20 protein-coding genes are annotated in these 20118 nt (G+C 41.8%); all 20 read right to left on the bottom strand.

Annotation, left to right across the window (positions count from 1 at the left end; translation table 11 throughout):
* Nucleotides 1–36: 36 nt before the first annotated feature.
* Nucleotides 37–1149: a cell division protein FtsZ gene (ftsZ, locus tag ABIL39_06400; protein MEO0165750.1), complete on the bottom strand. Its 1113-nt coding sequence runs from the start codon at nucleotides 1147–1149 to the stop codon at nucleotides 37–39.
* Between the two features lie 12 nt (nucleotides 1150–1161).
* A complete protein-coding gene (gene ftsA / locus ABIL39_06395) occupies nucleotides 1162–2394 on the bottom strand; it encodes a cell division protein FtsA (protein ID MEO0165749.1) in 1233 nt (410 codons plus the stop codon).
* A 50-nt stretch (nucleotides 2395–2444) separates the two neighbouring features.
* Nucleotides 2445–2756: a hypothetical protein gene (locus tag ABIL39_06390; GenBank protein ID MEO0165748.1), complete on the bottom strand. Its 312-nt coding sequence runs from the start codon at nucleotides 2754–2756 to the stop codon at nucleotides 2445–2447.
* Complete coding sequence (murB, locus tag ABIL39_06385) at nucleotides 2753–3637, bottom strand: UDP-N-acetylmuramate dehydrogenase (protein ID MEO0165747.1); 885 nt, start codon at nucleotides 3635–3637, stop codon at nucleotides 2753–2755. The genes ABIL39_06390 and murB overlap by 4 nt, the downstream gene beginning before the upstream one ends.
* Nucleotides 3634–5007 (bottom strand): UDP-N-acetylmuramate--L-alanine ligase, encoded by a 1374-nt coding sequence (gene murC, locus ABIL39_06380; GenBank protein ID MEO0165746.1) that lies wholly within the window; start codon nucleotides 5005–5007, stop codon nucleotides 3634–3636. The genes murB and murC overlap by 4 nt, the downstream gene beginning before the upstream one ends.
* Entirely contained in the window at nucleotides 5004–6035 is a 1032-nt protein-coding gene (locus ABIL39_06375) for a glycosyltransferase (GenBank protein MEO0165745.1), read from the bottom strand. Before ABIL39_06375 ends, murC begins: the two co-directional genes overlap by 4 nt.
* A 4-nt stretch (nucleotides 6036–6039) precedes the next feature.
* Nucleotides 6040–7101, bottom strand: a complete 1062-nt coding sequence (locus tag ABIL39_06370) for an FtsW/RodA/SpoVE family cell cycle protein (GenBank protein MEO0165744.1) — start codon at nucleotides 7099–7101, stop codon at nucleotides 6040–6042.
* Nucleotides 7082–8383 (bottom strand): UDP-N-acetylmuramoyl-L-alanine--D-glutamate ligase, encoded by a 1302-nt coding sequence (gene murD, locus ABIL39_06365; protein MEO0165743.1) that lies wholly within the window; start codon nucleotides 8381–8383, stop codon nucleotides 7082–7084. Before murD ends, ABIL39_06370 begins: the two co-directional genes overlap by 20 nt.
* Nucleotides 8380–9465: a phospho-N-acetylmuramoyl-pentapeptide-transferase gene (gene mraY, locus ABIL39_06360; protein MEO0165742.1), complete on the bottom strand. Its 1086-nt coding sequence runs from the start codon at nucleotides 9463–9465 to the stop codon at nucleotides 8380–8382. The genes murD and mraY overlap by 4 nt, the downstream gene beginning before the upstream one ends.
* A gap of 1 nt (nucleotide 9466) precedes the next feature.
* Nucleotides 9467–10744 (bottom strand): UDP-N-acetylmuramoyl-tripeptide--D-alanyl-D-alanine ligase, encoded by a 1278-nt coding sequence (gene murF / locus ABIL39_06355; protein MEO0165741.1) that lies wholly within the window; start codon nucleotides 10742–10744, stop codon nucleotides 9467–9469.
* Nucleotides 10734–12167: a UDP-N-acetylmuramoyl-L-alanyl-D-glutamate--2,6-diaminopimelate ligase gene (locus ABIL39_06350; GenBank protein ID MEO0165740.1), complete on the bottom strand. Its 1434-nt coding sequence runs from the start codon at nucleotides 12165–12167 to the stop codon at nucleotides 10734–10736. The genes murF and ABIL39_06350 overlap by 11 nt, the downstream gene beginning before the upstream one ends.
* Nucleotides 12154–13779, bottom strand: coding sequence for a penicillin-binding protein 2 (locus ABIL39_06345; protein MEO0165739.1), 1626 nt, complete (start codon nucleotides 13777–13779; stop codon nucleotides 12154–12156). Before ABIL39_06345 ends, ABIL39_06350 begins: the two co-directional genes overlap by 14 nt.
* The gene (locus ABIL39_06340; GenBank protein MEO0165738.1) at nucleotides 13776–13997 is read right to left on the bottom strand and encodes a septum formation initiator family protein; all 222 of its coding nucleotides are present in this window, start codon (nucleotides 13995–13997) and stop codon (nucleotides 13776–13778) included. The genes ABIL39_06345 and ABIL39_06340 overlap by 4 nt, the downstream gene beginning before the upstream one ends.
* A gap of 14 nt (nucleotides 13998–14011) precedes the next feature.
* Nucleotides 14012–14890 (bottom strand): 16S rRNA (cytosine(1402)-N(4))-methyltransferase RsmH, encoded by an 879-nt coding sequence (rsmH, locus tag ABIL39_06335; GenBank protein ID MEO0165737.1) that lies wholly within the window; start codon nucleotides 14888–14890, stop codon nucleotides 14012–14014.
* A 6-nt stretch (nucleotides 14891–14896) separates the two neighbouring features.
* On the bottom strand, nucleotides 14897–15238 hold the full coding sequence (locus ABIL39_06330; GenBank protein MEO0165736.1) for an STAS domain-containing protein: 342 nt from the start codon (nucleotides 15236–15238) through the stop codon (nucleotides 14897–14899).
* Nucleotides 15204–15698 carry a division/cell wall cluster transcriptional repressor MraZ gene (locus tag ABIL39_06325; protein ID MEO0165735.1) on the bottom strand — a complete coding sequence of 165 codons (495 nt, stop codon included), beginning with the start codon at nucleotides 15696–15698 and terminating at the stop codon, nucleotides 15204–15206. Before ABIL39_06325 ends, ABIL39_06330 begins: the two co-directional genes overlap by 35 nt.
* A gap of 181 nt (nucleotides 15699–15879) precedes the next feature.
* Nucleotides 15880–17109, bottom strand: a complete 1230-nt coding sequence (locus tag ABIL39_06320; protein MEO0165734.1) for a peptidylprolyl isomerase — start codon at nucleotides 17107–17109, stop codon at nucleotides 15880–15882.
* Nucleotides 17106–17969: a peptidyl-prolyl cis-trans isomerase gene (locus ABIL39_06315; GenBank protein MEO0165733.1), complete on the bottom strand. Its 864-nt coding sequence runs from the start codon at nucleotides 17967–17969 to the stop codon at nucleotides 17106–17108. Before ABIL39_06315 ends, ABIL39_06320 begins: the two co-directional genes overlap by 4 nt.
* Nucleotides 17956–19266 carry a peptidyl-prolyl cis-trans isomerase gene (locus ABIL39_06310; GenBank protein ID MEO0165732.1) on the bottom strand — a complete coding sequence of 437 codons (1311 nt, stop codon included), beginning with the start codon at nucleotides 19264–19266 and terminating at the stop codon, nucleotides 17956–17958. Before ABIL39_06310 ends, ABIL39_06315 begins: the two co-directional genes overlap by 14 nt.
* Before the next feature lie 96 nt (nucleotides 19267–19362).
* On the bottom strand, nucleotides 19363–20118 hold a 756-nt coding region (locus tag ABIL39_06305; GenBank protein ID MEO0165731.1), incomplete at its 5' end, for a T9SS type A sorting domain-containing protein.

Genomic DNA, 20118 nt, shown 5'->3' with positions numbered 1-20118 from the left:
TACTCTTCAGCTGATCGGTTTAACAAATAAATATCTTTAATCCACCTGCCGGCGTAGAAACGTTGGCACTTCAAGGTCATTCGGATTGTATGCCCGTTCTTTTATTTCCTTTTTAGGCTCCCGGCGTTTGAAGGTAGGCAATTCCATATTCTCTCCTCGAAGTCCCAGGTCAATCTTTGACTCAACGGGTTCCTCAGTAATCCCTGTAGCTACCACCAGAATTTGAATCTTGTTGTTGAGACTCTCATCAACCACCAATCCCACCTTGGCATTAACTTCGTGGTTATTGATCGCTCCCATGATCAGATTTGAAGCTTCGGAGACTTCCTTCATTTTTACATCCGCACCACTGATATTTATCAAAATACCCTTGGCACTGCTTAGGGATATATTATCAAGCAATGGTGAGGAAATTGCGGCTTGGGCGGCCTGGATTGCCCGATTCTCTCCTTCGCTAATTCCGAGACCCAAAATTGCCTTACCCCTTTCGGTCATCACTGCCCGCACATCCGCGAAATCCAGGTTGATAAATCCGGGCTTGGTTACCAGTTCTGCAATCCCTTTGATGGCATTAAAAAGCACCACATTTCCACCGCGTAAAATTTCCACCGCACTCTGGTCTTGGGGAAAAACCATATTTATTTTATCATTGGGAATACAGATGAGGGTATCTACAATCTCGCTCAATTCTTCAATCCCTCTCTCCGCGATCTTCATCTTCCGCGGTCCTTCATGGCTCCAAGGTTTTGTTACCACAGCGACGACCAGGGCACCGGCATCTTTGGCTTCTTTGGCAATTACTGGCGATGCCCCGGTTCCTGTTCCTCCGCCTTCCCCGCAAGCGATGAATACCATATCTGTATCCTGAACGATATTCCGGATCTCTTCGCGGGATTCTTCAGCTGCTTTACGACCAATTTCCGGGTCGCCTCCTGCACCCAACCCCCGGGTAAGATTTACGCCGATTTGGAGTTTTTCTGCAGCCCGTACTTGAAACTGGAGGTGTTGGGCATCGGTATTGACTGCAATTAGTTCTACTCCTTCAATTCCGTATTCCGATGCAAAACTTACGGTATTGCAACCAGCACCTCCAACTCCTATCAGTTTTATTTTTGCTTTGAATCTCGGTTCTTGAGCTAAAGTCAACATATTAACCTCCTTTCAAAAATATTTGTTAAAAAGGTCTTCAAAACGTTTTTTGATTGCCTCAATGATACTCATACCCCTTTCGCGTTGAATAAGTGAAACATTCTTTTTCTCAAAGCCGTAAAGAATCAATCCCACACCAGTGGCATAGATGGGATCAAGAATGATGTCGGTCAGTCCGCCAATCTTTTTAGGGATACCAATTTTAACGGGAAGATTGAAAATCTCCTCAGCGAACTTATCAAGATTTGCTAACCGTGCTGTGCCACCAGTGATTACGACCCCCGCACCTAATACATCTGCATAACCGCTCTTTTTTATCTCCCGATTGGCAATCATCAGAATCTCTTCCACCCGAGGACTGACGATATTGTATAATGTCTCTTTGGTTATCGTCCGGTCTTCCCTTCCCCCAATCCCCGGGACCTTAATTTCTTCCTTTTTTTCTTCTTCACTTAAACTCAGGGTGGCGTATTTCTTTTTGATAATCTCGGCCTGATTGTGGGGTGTTCTGATGCCAATCGCAATATCATTGGTAATATATTCTCCTCCCAATGGTATGACCTGGGAATGACGGATGGAGCCATCATAAAAGATTGCCAAATCGGTCGTGCCTCCGCCAATATCGAGCAAGCAGACACCTAAATCCAACTCATCAGGTTGCAATACGGCATAAGAGGACGCGAGTGGCTGAAGCACGAGATCCTTTACCTTTAAGCCGGCCCGGTTGAGTGCGGTATAAATATTCTGGGCAGATGCAATCGCCGCGGTCACAATGTGAACTTCTGCCTCAAGTTTCACACCGCTCATCCCGATGGGGTCTTTAATGCCGCGTTCATTATCCACAATGTATTCAATGGGTATGGCATGGATGATCTCTCGATCCATCGGTAGGATTATCGCCTTCGCCTGCTCAATAACGCGTTCAATGTCACGTTTGGTGATTATTCCCCCGGTTCGGGACGTAGCAATCATTGCATGGGCATTGATGCTTTCAATATGAGAACCAGAAATACCCGCATAGCAGGAGTCCACCTTCACCCCTGCCATTTTGGAAGCCTCTTCTACAGCTTTCTTGATAGAAGTTATAGCCTTTTCCAGATTAACAATAACCCCCCGCTTCAATCCATAAGAAGGGGTGGAACCAACACCCACAATTTTCAATTCATTATCTTCTACCTCGGCAATGATTGCCGCCACCTTAGTCGTCCCGAGGTCAACACCAACAATTCTATCCTTTTTTGCCATGCACACCTCCTGGGGTGCTTGATTTGATTAAATTAAAAATAATTTTACTTCTAAAAGTCATCTTTCCTCACTATTATCTGTCGGCGATAGCGCAAGTCGATTATCTTATATCCCTCAAGCGTATCCAGTCGCAGCATTTCTATGTATTCTTTCTTTTTCTTCAAATTATCCAATCCAACGATAAACTTCTTACCCCGATACTCCAGAATTCCTTCGCTCTCGGAGATAATCTCAGCGCCCGGGAGCACTTCCATCAAAGTTATATATTCATCCTTGCTTATTTTCTTATATAAAGCGAACCTACTCATTATCACCAGTCCGATAAATAGGGAAATTACGCTTAGCACCATGATCCATTTCATTTTATAATCCTCACTTCCGGTTCCAGTTCAACCCCTTTTAATAACTTTACCTTCCTTTTGATTATTCTCATTAATCGCAAAACATCTTCAGCCCGGGCATTTCCTACATTCATTATAAAATTGGCGTGTTTTTTGCTTACCATTGCTCCACCAATTCTTAAACCTTTAAGACCGCACTCCTCAATCAATTTTCCTGCGCTCAAAGGCAGTGGATTTTTAAAAAATGAACCCGCTGAAAAACCGCGGGGTTGTCGTTGGCGTCGGATTTTCAAAATCTCGGAAACCTTCGCCGCAATCATCCGTTTATCCATCTTGCGTAATTTAAAATCCGCCCCGAGGATGATGTAACCTTCGGGAATACTTGAGGACCGGTAAGCAAATTTTAATTCATCCCGGGGTATCTTTTTAATGCGGAGCTTAGGATCAAGCACGGTAATACTCAACAAAACATCAGCAATCGCCTTCCCAAAGGCACCAGCATTACCTTTCACCGCCCCTCCGATTGTCCCCGGAATCCCACTGAGAAATTCAATCCCCCCATAACCCTCCTCCATTGCCTTTTTGATTAAATCTTTTATCAACACCCCACTACCGCATGAGAAAATCCCTTTTTGTCCTTCAATCCTTTGAAATTCTCCCAGTAATTTTATCACTGCTCCTGCAAAACCTTTATCGCCAAAAAGCAGATTTGTTCCAGCACCTAACACGCAATATTTCAATTTCCTCTTTTTTATAATCGTCATCGCCTCAAACAACGCGGGTTGCTTATACACTTTGAGCAAATAACGCGCCTTGCCCCCAATGTGAAAAGAGGTATAAGCGCTGAGTGTTTCATTCTCCAAAACTTTCAAACCTTTGATACCATTGAAGAGCGCCTTCATTTCAACGCCTCAAATAATAAAGGGATAATATGGTTTATATCCCCTGCGCCCTGGACTACAATAATATCATCAGGCTGGATAACTTCCCTTACTTTCTTTATCACCGCTGCGAAATTTGGAGCAAAGAAAACATTTCCGTGTTCCTGGGCAATCCGGCGGGCAAGGGCTTCACCATCTATTCCCGGTATCGGGACCTCGTGAGCGGCGTAAATCTCGGTTATAATTACGATGTTGGCAAATATAAATGCCCTACTGAACTGGTCAAAGAGGTGATATGTCCGGGTATACCGATGCGGTTGGAAAATTGAGATTATTCGACGCTGGGGGAAATAATCTTTTAAAGTCTGGAGAGTAACACTAATTTCGGTGGGATGATGACCATAATCTTCGAAGATCATAACTTTATGGACTGTACCCCGATATTCGATCCGCCGATGCACGCCTTTAAAATTCTCCAGTGCCTCTTTTATCTTTTTAATCGCTACTCCCAATTCCAATCCGACACCAATTGCGGCAAGGCTATTTATCACATTATGTCTACCAGGTAAATTAATTCGGAATTCACCAAGATTTTTATTATGCCAAAAAACCTTAAACCGCGAGCCAAAATCGACCTTTTCAATTTCCTTGGCCCTTAAATGTGCCAGTTCATGCAATCCGTATAACACCACTCTCCTTTTAATGCGTTCTTTTATATTTAAACTACTGGGGGTATCTGTCCCTAAAAAGACACATCCCCAGAACGGTACATGATTGGCAAAGTATGTAAAATTATCTTCTATCTCTCTCAGGTCCTTATAAAAATCAAGATGCTCAAGTTCAATATTTGTGATCACAGCATAGGCAGGCAAGAGGCGGAGGAATGACTTATCGGATTCATCCGCCTCACAAACCAGATAATCACCCCGACCAAAGCGTGCCTGACTCTTTCCCTTAACAATGCCCCCAATAATCGTTGTGGGTTTTAATCCTCCCTTTTCCAAAACCTCACCGACCATAGAGGCAGTGGTAGTCTTACCATGGGTGCCGGAAATACAGATTGAATTTTTAATCCGGGTCAACTCTGCTAAAAGTTCACTCCGGTGGATCACCGGAATATTGAGCCTCTTAGCCTCAACGATTTCACAATTATCCGCACGGATTGCCGTCGAATAAACGACAACATCGGCATGTTTAACATTTTCCCTCATATGCGTCAATTTCACCTTGATTCCTGATTTCCTCAAGCGTTCAATCACTGGGGAATTCTTAATATCAGAACCGGAAATCTTAAAACCCAGATTATGGTAAATCAGTGCCAGACCACTCATCCCGATTCCCCCGATTCCTACAAAGTGAATACGACTCGTCCGCCCCAAAAGGTTATTCATCGTAATTCTCTCCGCACATATTCCACGATGATTTTCTCTGCATCATTCCTGACAATCAAACCTCCTTCCTTCTCAATTTCTGGAAGATTCATTAGTTCTTGTACCATTTTCAGAAGTTTCTCCTCATTCAAATCCTTTTCCTCAATCATGCGGATATTGGGCATCCGGCAGAAGTATTGAGCATTGTAAAACTGATGGTTATCAATGGCATAAGGAAAAGGAATGAATATCACCTTTTTTTTCATTAACAAAAGTTCGTAGCCACTCAGGGCGCCAGCCCGGGAGACGACCACATCCGCCTGGCTTATTATCTCCCAGGGCTCAGTCGTAAAAGAAATTACTTCGGTCCGGAAATCTTTTGCCTCATTTACCCACTCAAAATCCCGTTGGCCACTGATGATGATAATTTTATAATTCTCGGGTAAAATCCGTTGAAAACGCAAGGCGATTTCGTTCAATCTTCTTGCCCCCTGACTCCCTCCCATAAAAAGGACGGTCTTCGTTCCCGTGTGCACAGTCTTTTCCTTAGCCTGTTTAAATTCTTCTCTTACCGGGATACCACTGATAACACTATTTCCGCACAAATTCATAACACTCGGTAAACCCAGAAATATCTTTCGAGCAAACCGGGAGAACATGCGCGTGGTCCGTCCAGGAATGGTGTTGGGCTCAAATAAAAAGAATGGTTGATTATTGATCATACAGGAGACAATCAAAGGTAAAGAACCGAATCCACCAAAAGAAATGCCCGCGCATTTTTTCGTTAGACTGTGCAATCTCAAAACCGACTCAAAAACTCTCTCTATCGCCCATAACTTATTTACGATTGATTTGCCATAATAAGGGCGTGGAGAGATATAAAAGAGTTTTAAATTATATCTCTGAGCAACCCGCTCTTCAGGATAACCTTTACGGGCCAAGAAAATGGTGGGATAGTTATTCTCCATAAATTCTTTTGCTACCACCACCGCAGGGAAGTAATGACCGCCAGTGCCTATTCCCGCAATAATGATTAAAATCTTTTGCATTTTATCACCCCATCCGAGAAATCTGCAAAATTATACCCATCGAAAAAAGATTGGCACAAAGCGACCATCCACCGTAAGAAACGAATGGCAGGGGAATACCAGTGGGAGGCAAAAGTCCAATACTCACCCCCACATGCACAAGAAAGATAAGGAAAATAGTAGTATTCAAACCCATCACCACCAGTCTGGCGAATTCATCCACTACAGATTGGGCGATTGATATACCCCGCAGGAATATCTCCCAGTAAAGCAAAAAAACTATAAAAGTCCCCATAAAACCTGTTTCCTCCGCAATATGCGCAAATATAAAATCATTGTGGATGCGGGGCAGAAAGAGAAACTTTTGAATTCCGGCACCAATTCCTCGACCCAGCAATCCCCCACTTCCGATAGCAATCAATGACTGCCGGACCTGATAAGTAGGATTGGATATAAAACTGAAAAGACGCAGCCGGACATGAGGATAGAGCAGAACCGCGACTACAAAAAGCAGGACGCCGATCAGAATCACCGGCATCAAAAATTTTAATTTTGCCTCACTATAAATCATCATGCTCACCAGTGTTAAAAAGGTGATTATCGCTACGGAGATCGAAGGTTGCGCCGCTACCAAGATTATTAAGAACATAGGAAGGAGAGTGGCAATTATCATCCCTTTGCCTTTATTGGCGGTATCCGGATGGCGGGTAAAAAAGTTTGCCAAAAAGAACACAATCCAGACCCGAACAAATTCTGAAATTTGAATACCAAAGGATGATATGAATATACTCCTTTTCGCCCCGTATTGCATCTTACCCATCACAATGGTGAAGATTAATATCAACAAAAGTAAAAGGAAACCAGGGAAGATCAACCGCTGATACTTATCCAACGGAATTAACAATCCCGCACAGAAAAAAAGCAACGCCACCAGCAGCCGCTTGATATGACCGATGAGATAGTACAAGGTGCTCTCGCCCTGCCGCAAGGCTTGAAAATAAGATGAAGAAAATACGAAAATCGAACCCAGTACGAGGAGCACGATAACAGTGAGCAGGAGAATATGGTCAATCCTTGAATATACCATTTTTGAATGCCTCGCCTCTTTCTTGAAAATCACGAAAATGCCCGAAGGAAGCAAAACCCGGATTGAGCATGATCACATCGCCAGGCTGAGCAAATTTTCGCGCCCACGCAATAGCTTCATCCATGTTCTGAGCAATCGCATATTTTAGAAATCCATTTTGAATAAAGAATCGGGCGATATCCTGTGCGTTCTCCCCGAGAATTACCACGCCTTTTGCTTCGGCAATCAGGATCTGGAGATAATTAAGAGCCGGATCTCCCTTGCTTCTTCCCCCAACGATAACAACCTTATTCCCAGGTATCGCCCGGAAAGAAGCAATCGCCGATGCTTCATTGGTACTCATCGAATTGTTGATATACCTTATACCGTTAATAATTCCAAGGTCTTCAAGGCGATGGGGCAGAGTTTTAAATTGTTTTATCCCCTTTTGTATGAATTCATTCGGGATTTCTAAAATCTTGGCGGTGGCTATTGCAGCCAGGACATTCAGCCGATTATGGAACCCCACCAGAGGAATTTCTTCACTGGTCATTATCTCTTCATTTGCAAAATGTATTACCCCGTTTACCCATGCTCCATCGTGACATTGGGTGCCAAAAAAAACCACTCGTGCTTTTATCTCGTTTGCCAGGGAACGAACTCCTTCATCATCATAATTCAATACTGCATAATCGTGCTCATCTTGATTCATAAAAATTCTTTTTTTAGCCATGAAGTATTCGTTTAAATCTTTATGCCAGTTGAGATGATCAACTGCAATATTGGTGAGCATGGCAATCAACGGATGGAAAGTGTTTATCCGCAGCAACTGGAATGACGACATTTCAATAACATAAAAATCATAGGGTTCGGCAAAGAGTGCTGCAGAAAAGGGCATTCCGGGTGCAATGTTACCACCCAAAAAATTTTTGAAGCCCGCAGCACCAAGAATACTGCTTATCAGTGCTGCAGTAGTACTCTTACCGTTAGTCCCGGTTATGGCAATCACTCGGGGATTTTTTAAATTACTGAAGGTAAATTCTGTTTCATCAATGATTCGCAACCCTTTCTGACGCAGATGCTGAAGAATGGGTTTGGCATCGGGGAAACCTGGTGAACAGACAACCAAGTCATAATCGATTTCTTGATATTCTTTTATCTTTCCCTCAGTGAGCAATAGGCGTGCTTCGGCACTCAAATTATTCAGGTTTTCCTCGTAAAGAAATACCTCATTCTCTCTACCCAGCAAATAACGTGCCACATTAAGATTAGCCCTTCCTAAACCTAAAAGCAAGACCTTCATCGGATTTTCAATGTAGAAAGGGCGAGCATCAGGAAGATGATGCCCACAATCCAGAAACGGACAACAATTTTTGGTTCCGCTAGTCCCTTTAACTCGTAATGATGATGCAGAGGAGCCATTAAAAACAATCTTTTACCCTTTGTCCTGCGAAAATAGATTATCTGGAGGGCCACTGAGAGCACTTCAATAACGAATACTCCACCGACAAAGATCAGGAGGAACTCATGTTTGATAAGAATGGCAACGGTGCCCAGTATTGCCCCTAAACTTAAAGAACCAGTATCACCCATAAAGATCTGTGCCGGATAGGCATTGAACCACAAAAATCCCAACAGCGCCCCCACCATTGCGGCACAAAAAACTGCCACCTCCCCGCCATTTTTGATAAAGATAATATTGAGGTAGCTGCTTATTCCACTATGGCCACTTGCATAAGCTAACGCAGTATATGCTAAGCCACTGATCCCCAAAAGTCCGGCGGCCAGACCATCAAGACCATCAGTGAGATTCACACCATTTGATGTGCCTACCGCAACCAAAGCCACAAATAACGGATAAAAAATCCCGAAATTTACTACATAATTTTTCAAAAATAATAGATTGGTCTTGGTATTATAGTCCGCCGGTCCGTAGCAATACAAATAAACACCCAAAGCCAACCCGAAGATAATTTGGAAGAGAAGTTTGGTGCGTATTGACAAACCTCTGGGTTTATTTTTAAAAATCTTGATATAATCATCAACAAATCCCAATATCCCAAAATAAACCGTTGCGATTATTAAAATCAAAATATTGGTGTTGGAAAGATCCGCAAAAAGTAATACCGAAGTTATTATTGAGAGCAGAATCATCAATCCTCCCATGGAGGGTGTCCCTTCCTTAGCCTTATGATGTTTGGGAACTTCTTCCCGGATTTTCTGGGTGATTGCTTTTCTTTTCATTAAGTTGGTGAAATAATTGCCCATCCAGAGCACAATTAAAATTGCCATAATTAATGCATAGGCTGCCCGGAAAGTTATATAACCAAATAACCGAAATGGTCCAAAGACTTCCTTTAAGGGATATAAAAGTAAGTAAAGCATACTATATCCTCCGTAAAATTTTTTGTACTATTTCCTCAAAGTGCATGGCCCGCGACGCCTTTACCAGTATCACTTCATTTCCCTTTAAGATCCCGCATAAATAGTTCACCAATCTGTCACGATCATCAAAGTGCAACCCTCCATAGTTTATTGCATCAGTTCCTAAGGTCAGAAGGAGATCTCCACAATCCCGCGCATAGTTTCCAATTTCCCGATGATATCTTTCAGCGGCTTCGCCCAGTTCCAACATGTCACCAAGTATCAATATTTTTTTCCGTTTTAACCCCCGGACGAAATCCAAAGCCGCTTTCATAGAGACTGGATTAGCATTGTAACTGTCATCAATTATTAGTAAATCCCCCTGCCTTATTGGTTCCATTCTTCCTCTTTCGGGTCGTATTTGTTTTAAAACTGCTTTTTGTTTTTCTCTTTCCACCCCCAGTTTTTCGGTTACTGCAAGGGCAATATAACAATTGTAGATGTTGTTCAAACCGAGGAGGGGTGTATAGAATTCGGTATTATCAAAAATAAAGCGGGAACCGAATTCGTCAATACAAACATTTGTAATATTATCAAAAGAAAAATTCCATACATTATTTTTATTCATCACCCCAACACCTGGGCCCACAAATCCCATCCCTTTTGGTGGTAATGATTCAATCAGGGTAACTTTCTCCTTTCTCACACCCTCAATAGAACCCAATCCCTTGAGATGTCCGGGTCCTACATTGGTAATAATGCCGACAAACGGTTTGCTTATCTCACACAATCTTTTTATCTCTCCGGGATTGCTGGTTCCCATCTCCAGTACCACATAATCTTCCGTACCCGAAATCTCAAATATCATCAAAGGTAAACCGATGAGCGAGTTATAACTTTTTTTTGTCCAGAGGACCTTATACTTACACGCGAGGATTTGAGCGATTAAATTTTTCACAGTGGTCTTTCCGTTGGTCCCGGTAATAGCAACGACCGGGACATCAAAAAAACTCCGGTAATAAATCGCCAGTTCACCCAGGGCAAAAAGTGTATCATCAACCATAATCTCCTTCGGCACCTGGGTTTCCCTCTGCACTACTACCGCCAGGGCTCCTTTTTTGACCGCGGCGCCGGTATAGTTATGCCCATCGGTATTTTCGCCCTTAAGGGCAAAAAATATCTCTCCGGGCTGGAGTGTTCGGGAATCAATACTTACTCCCCGAATAAAATCATCTCTTATATTGCGAGACCTTCCCTTCATTACCTTCAATGCCTTTTTAAGCATTATCTCAACTTGCATAATCTTTTATTCCTAAAATTTCCCGCACCACTTGGGCATCATCAAATGGAATTATCTGGTCTTTGATTATCTGGTACTCCTCGTGTCCCTTACCGGCAATCACCAGAATATCTTCGGGTTTTTTCACCCTTATACCGTATTCAATCGCTGCTCTTCTATCGGTGATGATGTTAAAATTATCATCTTTTATTCCTGCCGCGATATCCCTGATGATCTGGTCTGGATCTTCGCTGCGAGGATTATCTGAAGTGAGAATTACCAGATCGGCATGGGCACTGGCAATCGATCCCATCTGGGGCCGTTTTTCCTTATCCCGATCACCACCACAGCCGAAGACAATTATTAATCTACCCGTGGTGTATTTACGTAAGGACCTCAACAAATTGCCCAGAGCCACCGGAGTATGAGCGAAATCCACAAAGATATTATCTGCTACGCGTTCCAATCTTCCCCGGACGCCCTCAAGCGATGCAATACCCTTTCGGATTGTTTCAAAATCAATTTTTAATGCGACCCCCACCGCAAAACTTGCTAAGATGTTATAACCATTATACGCTCCAATAAGTTTGGAATAAATCGGTATTTTTTTCTCCTGATAAAAAATATTCATTGCTAAACCCGAAAGTTCATCATTGATAATCTCACCATGTATCACTGCTTCTTTATTAAACCCATAATTCAAGGTCATAGGAAGATTCAGTTTTCTAATCTCATCTGCAACCGGATCATCGTAATTATAAACAGCCACACCCTGCTCATGCAAAAGGTCAAAGAGATGAAACTTTGCCTTTTTGTATTCCGCCATTGTCTTATGGAAATCGAGATGGTCCTGTGAAAGATTGGTGAAGACGGCAACCCGATACCTTAATTCTTCAACCCTTTTCAGTGCCAGGGCATGGGACGAAACTTCCATCACCACGCTTCGCAGTCCATTTTTCTGGAAATTAGCGATCAATTTAAATATATCCAGACTCTCCGGGGTGGTGCGCTCGGCTTTAATCTTTTCCTGCCCCAGATAATATATCGTGCCGATCAAACCCGGCGCCAGTCCGGCGGCTTTGAGGATTGAATGAATCAAAAAGGTTGTGGTCGTCTTTCCATTGGTCCCGGTGACACCAATGAGCAAGAGACCGGCAAAATCTCCATAAAAATTGCGGGCAATCTTACCCAGCACCGCCCGTGTATCTGGAAAGACAACCTGGGGTAGAACACTTGCCACCTTGCGCTGGGTAGCAATTGCTGCCGCGCCTAATCTTTCGGCCTCCTTCACAAATTCATGGCCATCGTATTTACTACCTTTTATAGCAATAAAGAATGCCCCCGGTTTTACCCGGCGCGAATCATATTCGAGTGAGTCAATCCGGATGTCTTTGAAATTATAAATCCGGCAATTTAAGCCATTTATCAGTTCACTTAATCGCATACTGCAAATTTGTGAGTTGGCAGATACTCTGGGCAACCTTTTTAAATACCGGAGCAACAATCGTGCCAGCCCAGGCACCTTTTTTCGGTTCATCAACAAGCAGCGCCACAAGATATTCTGGGTTTTCGGCTGGAAAATACCCGATGAATGTCGCGATGACCGCGGAATTTGAATATTTCCCATCAATAGCTTTTTGGGCGGTCCCGGTTTTACCGGCGATCTTCATCCCCTCAATTTTTGCCTCAATGCCGCTACCTTCTTCCACGACACTGCATAAAATATCGGTAACCTTACGGGCAATTTCCTCATCCATGACCCGCCGGATGCGCAGGGGTTTTGCTTGATAAAGCACCCGGCTACGATCCATTATCTTTTTAATAAGATAGGGTTTATTCAAAACCCCATGATTGGCAACAGCCTGGTAAGCCATCGCCAGCTGGAGTAAGGTACAGGTAATACCCTGACCAAAGAGTAAAGTTGCAAATTCCAGGTCATTAAGATTCTTTTCTTTCATCAATCGTCCGCGTGCCTCGCCCGGTAATTCTATGCCCGTGGGTTGAGTAAAGCCGAAATCTTTTATCAGGAGTAAAAAACTTTCTTGATCGAACCTCTTTGATAGTTCCACCATAACCACATTGCTAGAATGGGCAATCGCCTGGCGAAGGGTCAAAGTGCCTAAATTTTTATAATCATGAATGGTATGGTTTGCAATTGTTATCTTACCGCCATGGGTATCAAATCTTTCATTCTCTTTTATCCCGGTCTGGAGGGCATAAACCAATCCCAGAAATTTGAATGTCGAGCCGGGTTCAAACTCATCACAAATTGTTAAATTGCGTTCTTTAATATCAGCATTGATACTCACCATCGCCAGAATCTCTCCGGTTTTGGGATTAATGATCAACCCTGCCGCACCACGAGCCTGTTCGTTTTCCAAACATGCCATCAGATTAGAATAAAGGATTGTTTGAAACTGGAAATCAATTGTCAGGTATAAATCCCTTCCCGGTATCGGCACTTTTTCTGGATAACGATAGTAAGGGAAGAAATCTCCATCTGGTTCTTTCTGATAAATGATGAAACCGCTTTTACCCGCAAGTACTTCGTCAAAAAATAATTCCAAACCTTCCAGACCTTGATTATCAATGCTGCATTTACCGATAAGACTGCCGAAGATTTCAGGCATATTATAGATACGATTCAAATCGTGGGTATAACCGATGCTCGGGTCATCCAAATGAAGATATTCATCGCGCTTTTTCAAACTCACCTTTCTCTCAATCCAGAAAAATTTTTTCTTTTCCACTAAATTTTTAATCTCGCTCCATGGTCTTTCCGATATCTGAGCAATACTTCGAATCAATTTTTCTTTATTCCGTGAATAAAGAGGAGTACAGAAGATCGAAAAGCATGGTTCGGATAGTGCTAAAGGAACGGCATTACGGTCAAAAATATTACCCCGTGCGCCGTAAAGAATCATCTTTTTTTGATGCGCACGCCGGGAAATATCCTGGTAGTAGCGGTAGCGAATGCATTGAATAAAAAAGATGTAACCGAAGAAAATCAAAGAAAGGGTAAAAAGCAGGGCATTGAAAACTTTTATTTTTTTCATTTTACTGTTCCCAAAATGTCACCACGGTCCGGAAAAATAAAACCATGCTTTTTGGCTTCCGCTTCAATGTGCGCCGGATTTGTCAATGGTGCAATCTTAGCCAATAAATTCACTTTCTCGTTTTTCAGTTCCTGGAGTTGATTTTTTAACTGTTCTTTGCGAATATTAAATTTAACCAGTTCGCTTTCAATATAAACTAACACAAAAAGGTATACCATTATGGCAAAAACAATCAGCAGGAAGCGCATTTTTCACCTACCCGCATTCGAGCACTGCGCGCGGCTGGATTCCGTCGAACTTCTTCAGCATTGGGTCGAATAACTTTTTTGTGAAGAAGCTTTAATGTTTTGTTTTTTTCAAATTTTTTAAAAATTTCTTTGACGATTCGGTCTTCACCGGAGTGATAGGCGATCACAATCAACCGTCCCTGGGGTTGCAATAAATTTATTGCCTTTTCAAGTCCTACCCTAAGATTTTTCAATTCCTCATTAGTCCAGATACGTAATGCCTGGAAAACTTTATGTAGATTTTTCTTGAGCAATTTTTGGGGGGAATGACGCTCGATTAACCTGCGTAAATCGATAGTCGTTTTTAGTTCGTTACGCCGCTGGTATATGAACTTAGCCAACTTCCGGGCATTGGGCACATCGCCATATTCCTTGAGAATTCCATAGAGTTCCACCGGGTTTGTCCGATGCAACTTTTCATAAAGAGGAAAAACTGCCGGTGACATCTGCATCAGCAATTTTCCCTCAAGGTTAAAACTGAAACCCCTTTCTGGTGTCGTCAATTGATGCCAGGAAGCACCAAGATCAAATAATATCCCATTAAATCCTTTGATATTCATTCTCGCTGCTAATTCGTCAAGGTATATATAGTTTTCCTCATAAAGATCCACCCGTTCGCGAAAATCACCCAAACATTTTTGGACGTATGCAATCGCCTCGGGATCCCAATCAATACCGACAAACCGGGCGTTTCGAGTGTATTCGAGCATCTTCAAAAGATGTCCTCCTCCACCCACCGTGCAGTCACAGTAGATGCCATCATCTTTTAGGTTCATCCAGGCGATGACCTCGGCTACCAGGACTGGCTCGTGGAATTTATCCACATCAAATCACTGGAAACTTTTCAACGCTGCCCGCCGCGAAGGGTATATCTCAAAGGGATAAAAACCGTAAAGCCTCAGAATGTTAAAAAGGTAAGGCGAGACATTCACCAGCTTTATATCACCACCGAATTCTTTGAATTTCTTCTGGAATTCAATCAAGTCGCCAACGATCTTGTAATTGATATGGGTGACCCGGGAGAGATCAATGATTACATTATACTCTCCCTTGTCCAGCAAGTTTTTAAGTTTTTCAGCCATGGTCTCAAACTCCCCTTCATTGATCTCTCCGCTGGGGAGAAAGAATGAGACCTTTTTATTTTTCATCGCTTCCACGACCTGGATCTTCATGATACCTCCTTATTTTTTCAATTGTTTCTGCATCTTCAAGATAATGTTTATCAATCTCTTCTTTTATCTTTTGATAATTCTCCGGTGACCATAATGTGAAATAGTTAATCTCTCCTACAATAATCACATCTTTGGTTATACCTGAGTACTCAAGGAGAAAATCTGGAATTAAAATTCGACCCTGCGCGTCAAGATGATCTTCTTTTATTCCAAAAGTAAAATGACGGCGATAACGGCGTGCCTGGATTTTATCCATAGAAAGAGTGAGCAATTCTTTATCTTCAAACTCCTGCCAAATCCTTAAGGCGTAAACAGCGATTTCATGATCGTATCCCGGCGTCATAACCACCCGACCTTCAGATTCGGCAATCAGAACCGCCCTAAACTGACTCGGTATTGCCAGCCTCTTCCGATCATCAAGGGCGTGTTTAAAAAATCCTCTAAACCTTATATTCCCCATTTTACCCCATTTCACCCCATTTTACATATTATTTATAATTTGTCAAGGGGGAAAATCACTGCTTTATCACCAAAAATCCGCGAAATTTCGTGAGTTTTATTTATCAAAAATAAGTGTGCTGATTTTTTGATTGTTTATTATCAAAAATTAATAGAGGAGGGGATAAGCGTGAGTAGTGTTTTCATTCAAATATGGTCACGAATGTCTTTTCTTCGACCTCCTTTACATAGGCAGTGTATAAATTCTGCAACTCCTGCCAATAGAGATATTGGTATATCTGTTCCCGCATTTCTTCAAAACTCAATATCCTTTCCGGAATTTTCTCCCGAGCAAAGAGGAGATGGTAACCATCGGGAGTCAAGATTGGCTCACTCACTTCATTTTCTGCCAACTGGGCAATGATTGTGTCATACGGTGGTGTAAACTGTTTGATAAAAAATTCACCAATATCAACTTCAGGAACAGCAGAATATATCTTTGCCAAACTATCAAAGTTTGCACCTTGTCTGACAAGTTCTTTTATCTTGTGGGCCAGCCTTTCGAAACGCAGGGTATCGGCCCTTGTGGGTATTACTTTCACCAATATTTGCCGTGCCAAAACCCAGTCAGTTCCTTTATTTAAAACCTCGACAATATGGTAGCCAAATCTTGTCGGAAAAGGTTGCGATATAACCCCAGGTTTCAAATTAAAAATCACTCTCTCAAATTCTTCAATCATCTCACCTTTTTTTATTCTCCCTAACATGCCACCGTTTTTCCCCGAATTTTTATCATCAGAAAATTCTTTAGCAACCGTTGCAAAATCCGCACCCCCCATTAATAACTGGTAAATTTCTGCTGCTCGTTCAAAACCCTTTTTTAAAGAATCTTCACTTGGGCGGAGTGGAATCAGAATATGCGCCAATTTCACCCTTCCAGGTAATATGGCAATGGAGTCTTTATTCATTTCATAAAATTTCTTAACTGCTACCGGGGAAATCATGATCTTTGTGGCGAGCTTTTTCTGAACCAGTTGCTGCATTAAAACTTCCGTTCTTATGCTATCTTCATAATTTTTTTTCAAGCGTTCAATATCTAAACCCTGTTCCTCAAGTGCCCTATAGAAATCCGCTTCTGAGGGAAAGCGTTGTTTAATCAGTTCGATCCGCTCCTCCATCCTTTTTAAAACCTCTTCCCGGGAGACTTGAATTGATTCTTTTTCGGCTTCACGCAGAAGAAGTTTTCGAGCGATAATTCCGTTTATGACATTCTGGCGTATCTCATTTGCGGAAAAATTCTTCACGACCAGTGGATCTGATAAAACAAAAGATACATAATTGTCAACCTCGCTTTTTAAAATCACCTCTTCATCAACCACAGCAACAATTTTATCGGCCAGTGTCGCAAAAATACTCAAAAAGAATAAAATCATTTTTTTAATGGCGTTAAGTCCGTGGTTACCTTATAAACTGTTTTCAGGCTATCAATAAACTTTTGAAAGAATTCCTGATATTTCTTAGCCATCAGATAATTATAGATCTGCCCCTTTAATTCGTCACTCAATTCGGCTTTCGCTAAAATTTTTTTCTTGTCCAAAAGCTTAACAACCAGATATGTCCCCTGGATATAAGGAATAGGTTGAGAGACTTCGTTTATTTTCATATTAAATATCGCCTCTTCCGTAGCAAAATCACCAATCTTACCCCGGGGAAGATATTCGGTTACAATTCGCGGATTTTCTTGATTTTCGATCCGCGCCAAAGTCCTCTCTTTGGCAATCTTCATAAAATCGGCACCGGATTGGATTTCGTTGTAAGTAACCAGCGCTGCTTCATAACTGGGCAAAACAATCTGCGCTAATTTCACTGCATAAGTAAATTCCTCCTGATGGGCATTAAAATAATTGAGTATCTCCATCTCGTTAACGGTAGTGGCACCGAAGGAACGGCGGATCAACGCCATCGCCATTAAATTTTTGGTGTATTGTTCGATGAGTATCCGCACCGAATCTTCTTTATCAATACCCTTCTTCTTAGCTTCCAGATACAATATCTCCTGATTTGCCCAATTATTCAAAATTTCGGTAATCGTTGTTTCGGGGAGATTTTTATATTCTGATTCCGGAATATACTTTTGGAACTCTTCCAGCGTTAAAGTAGAACCATCCACCCGAACCAGAACATTTTTTTCTTTTTTGGCACAACTTAACATCAATCCAACCAAAACCGAGATTAAAAGACATAATGCTTGAATTTTAACAGCATCAAGTATTTTCTTTTTAAAGATTTTCATTTTTTTCTCCTTTCAATAATCTTGCATAATTTTTCTGATTTACCACCGGTTGGTATTTAGCACGGAGGGCTGTGAACAAACTATCCCGCAATTGAGCTATCGCCTCATCACGAAGTTTTGCATAAATTACCGTATAGACATCTTTCAATTTTTTATCCGGATAATCATTTTTATGCTGCTGATAATAATTTTCTACCTGCTGCGAATCAATCTTGACCTTATCAGTGACATTATCGGCGTAATACTTTTGATAAATTAATGCTTCAAAAGTTTTTGATAATTCCTTTTTCATTACGGGATTATTTTCGGCTTTCTCACGCAGTGCTAAATCATAGACCAAATCCGGAATCAATTCCCGTTCAATTAAAAATTTAGGATTCAAATCCGGCGCTTTTTTTAAGTGGATTTGCACAGCCTTGATGATGTTTTTGACCCGAACCAAATTTGTGTCATATTTTTTTACAACCCAGGTATTCAACTCTTCTTCGGTTAGGGTTGATTCAGGTTTCAATAGCAGATCAAGACCGGTTTGATTGTATTCAACCCTTGCCTGCTTTAAAAGATGTTCAATAAATTGTGTGCCGTAATCCATTGCCTTTTGACGGAGAAGATTATCTCTAATATTATTTTTCACATCCTGGTAACGGGGTGTGCTCAATTTTTTAACCTCCACAATTTTAAAAAAGTAAATATAATCACCAAGTTTGATTGGTCCTGCCACTTTACCCGGACGAGTTCTTTTTAAAACCTTTAACACTTCTGGCGGTATCTGAAATTCGGAATTAAATCCGATATCACCACCCGGCGTTATGGTATCAAGGGAATAAACCAACAAAGACTCAAAAGGAATTCCCTTTTTTAATTCAGTTAAAATCTGATTGGCAATGGAATCCTCTTTAACCACAATCTCTGCAAGATGGTATTGGTTAATAAATTGCGTATAAACTTTACGCACTTCGCTTTCCCGCACTTTTATCTTATCGAGCACTTTAGCTTTATAATAAGCACGAATGAGCACATCCCTTTTATTCGTCTCCATGGAAGCCCGGACCACAGGGTCTTCAGCATAACCCATTGCTTTTGCCTCAATAAGCGCCATCTTTTGATTTATAAAGTCCTCAATTATCTTCGTCCGATGTGAGGAATCATCTGCAGGTGTAAATTGATAAAAATCATTAAAATCTCTTAATGTAAATTTTTCTCTGCCGATCACTACCAAGGTATCATCCTTGGCACATCTGATAATAAAAAAAAGACCGAGCATCAAAAAGATTATCCTGCGCAATTTAACCTCCATCTTATTCATTATAACCAAAATTTGGAGAAAGTCAAGAAAAAAACCGGGTCGGGAAGGTTTTTCCTTCCTGACCCGGTAGATGCTCGCGGCTATTGGTTATTTGGTGAGGATCACTTTCTGAATCATCGATTGAGCAAAACCGTTGGTTTTGACACCCACAAAGTATATCCCGTTGGCGAGATGAGAAAGATCCATACTTAATATCCCTTCACCATTGACATTCTTCCAAACTCGCTCTGAAACCTTACGACCCATCACATCATAAACTACAACGCCAACATCACCAGTATAATCACTGTAGACTAACTTCAAACCACCACCCGTAACCACTGGATAAATACCAAACCGTGCTTTAACTGCCTGTCCTTCTTGCTCCTTAATCCCTGTCCAGCTCCAATACCGATTATATGCGGTATCTGCATTCGCCTGCAAATCCGCTAAATTCGTCCCACCCAGAACCGCAAACGCCACTGTCTGAGTCTGACCCGGAGCTAAAGTAAACGGACCAACCGAATTACAAGTCGACCAATCATTTGCCGTCGCCCCAGAAGGATTCTGTATCGTCCCATCCATAAACTGAATCTGTATATTATCCGGCAAACCATAATAAGGATAAACATAAGTCTGATTGTCAATTATCGCTAAATTACGCGCCGGCACCGTCCGCGGCGGATCCAAAATCTCAACCCCCACATACGGATAAGAACTCGTATAATACATATAAGTCAACTTCCGCGCCGCATCCGAATTCCCATAATTGCTCCCATAACTACCAATATCCCAATCCATGAAAACCGCCGCATACAAATTGCTCAACGTAGCACTACCCGTATTCGTCAAAATAAACTTCAT

Source organism: candidate division WOR-3 bacterium (genome assembly GCA_039802205.1).
In the GTDB taxonomy this organism is placed as follows: domain Bacteria; phylum Hydrothermota; class Tepidihabitantia; order SM23-42; family JAOAFX01; genus JAOAFX01.
The sequence above is the reverse complement of the archived record's forward strand: the minus strand, read 5'-3'. Positions and strand labels throughout refer to the sequence as shown.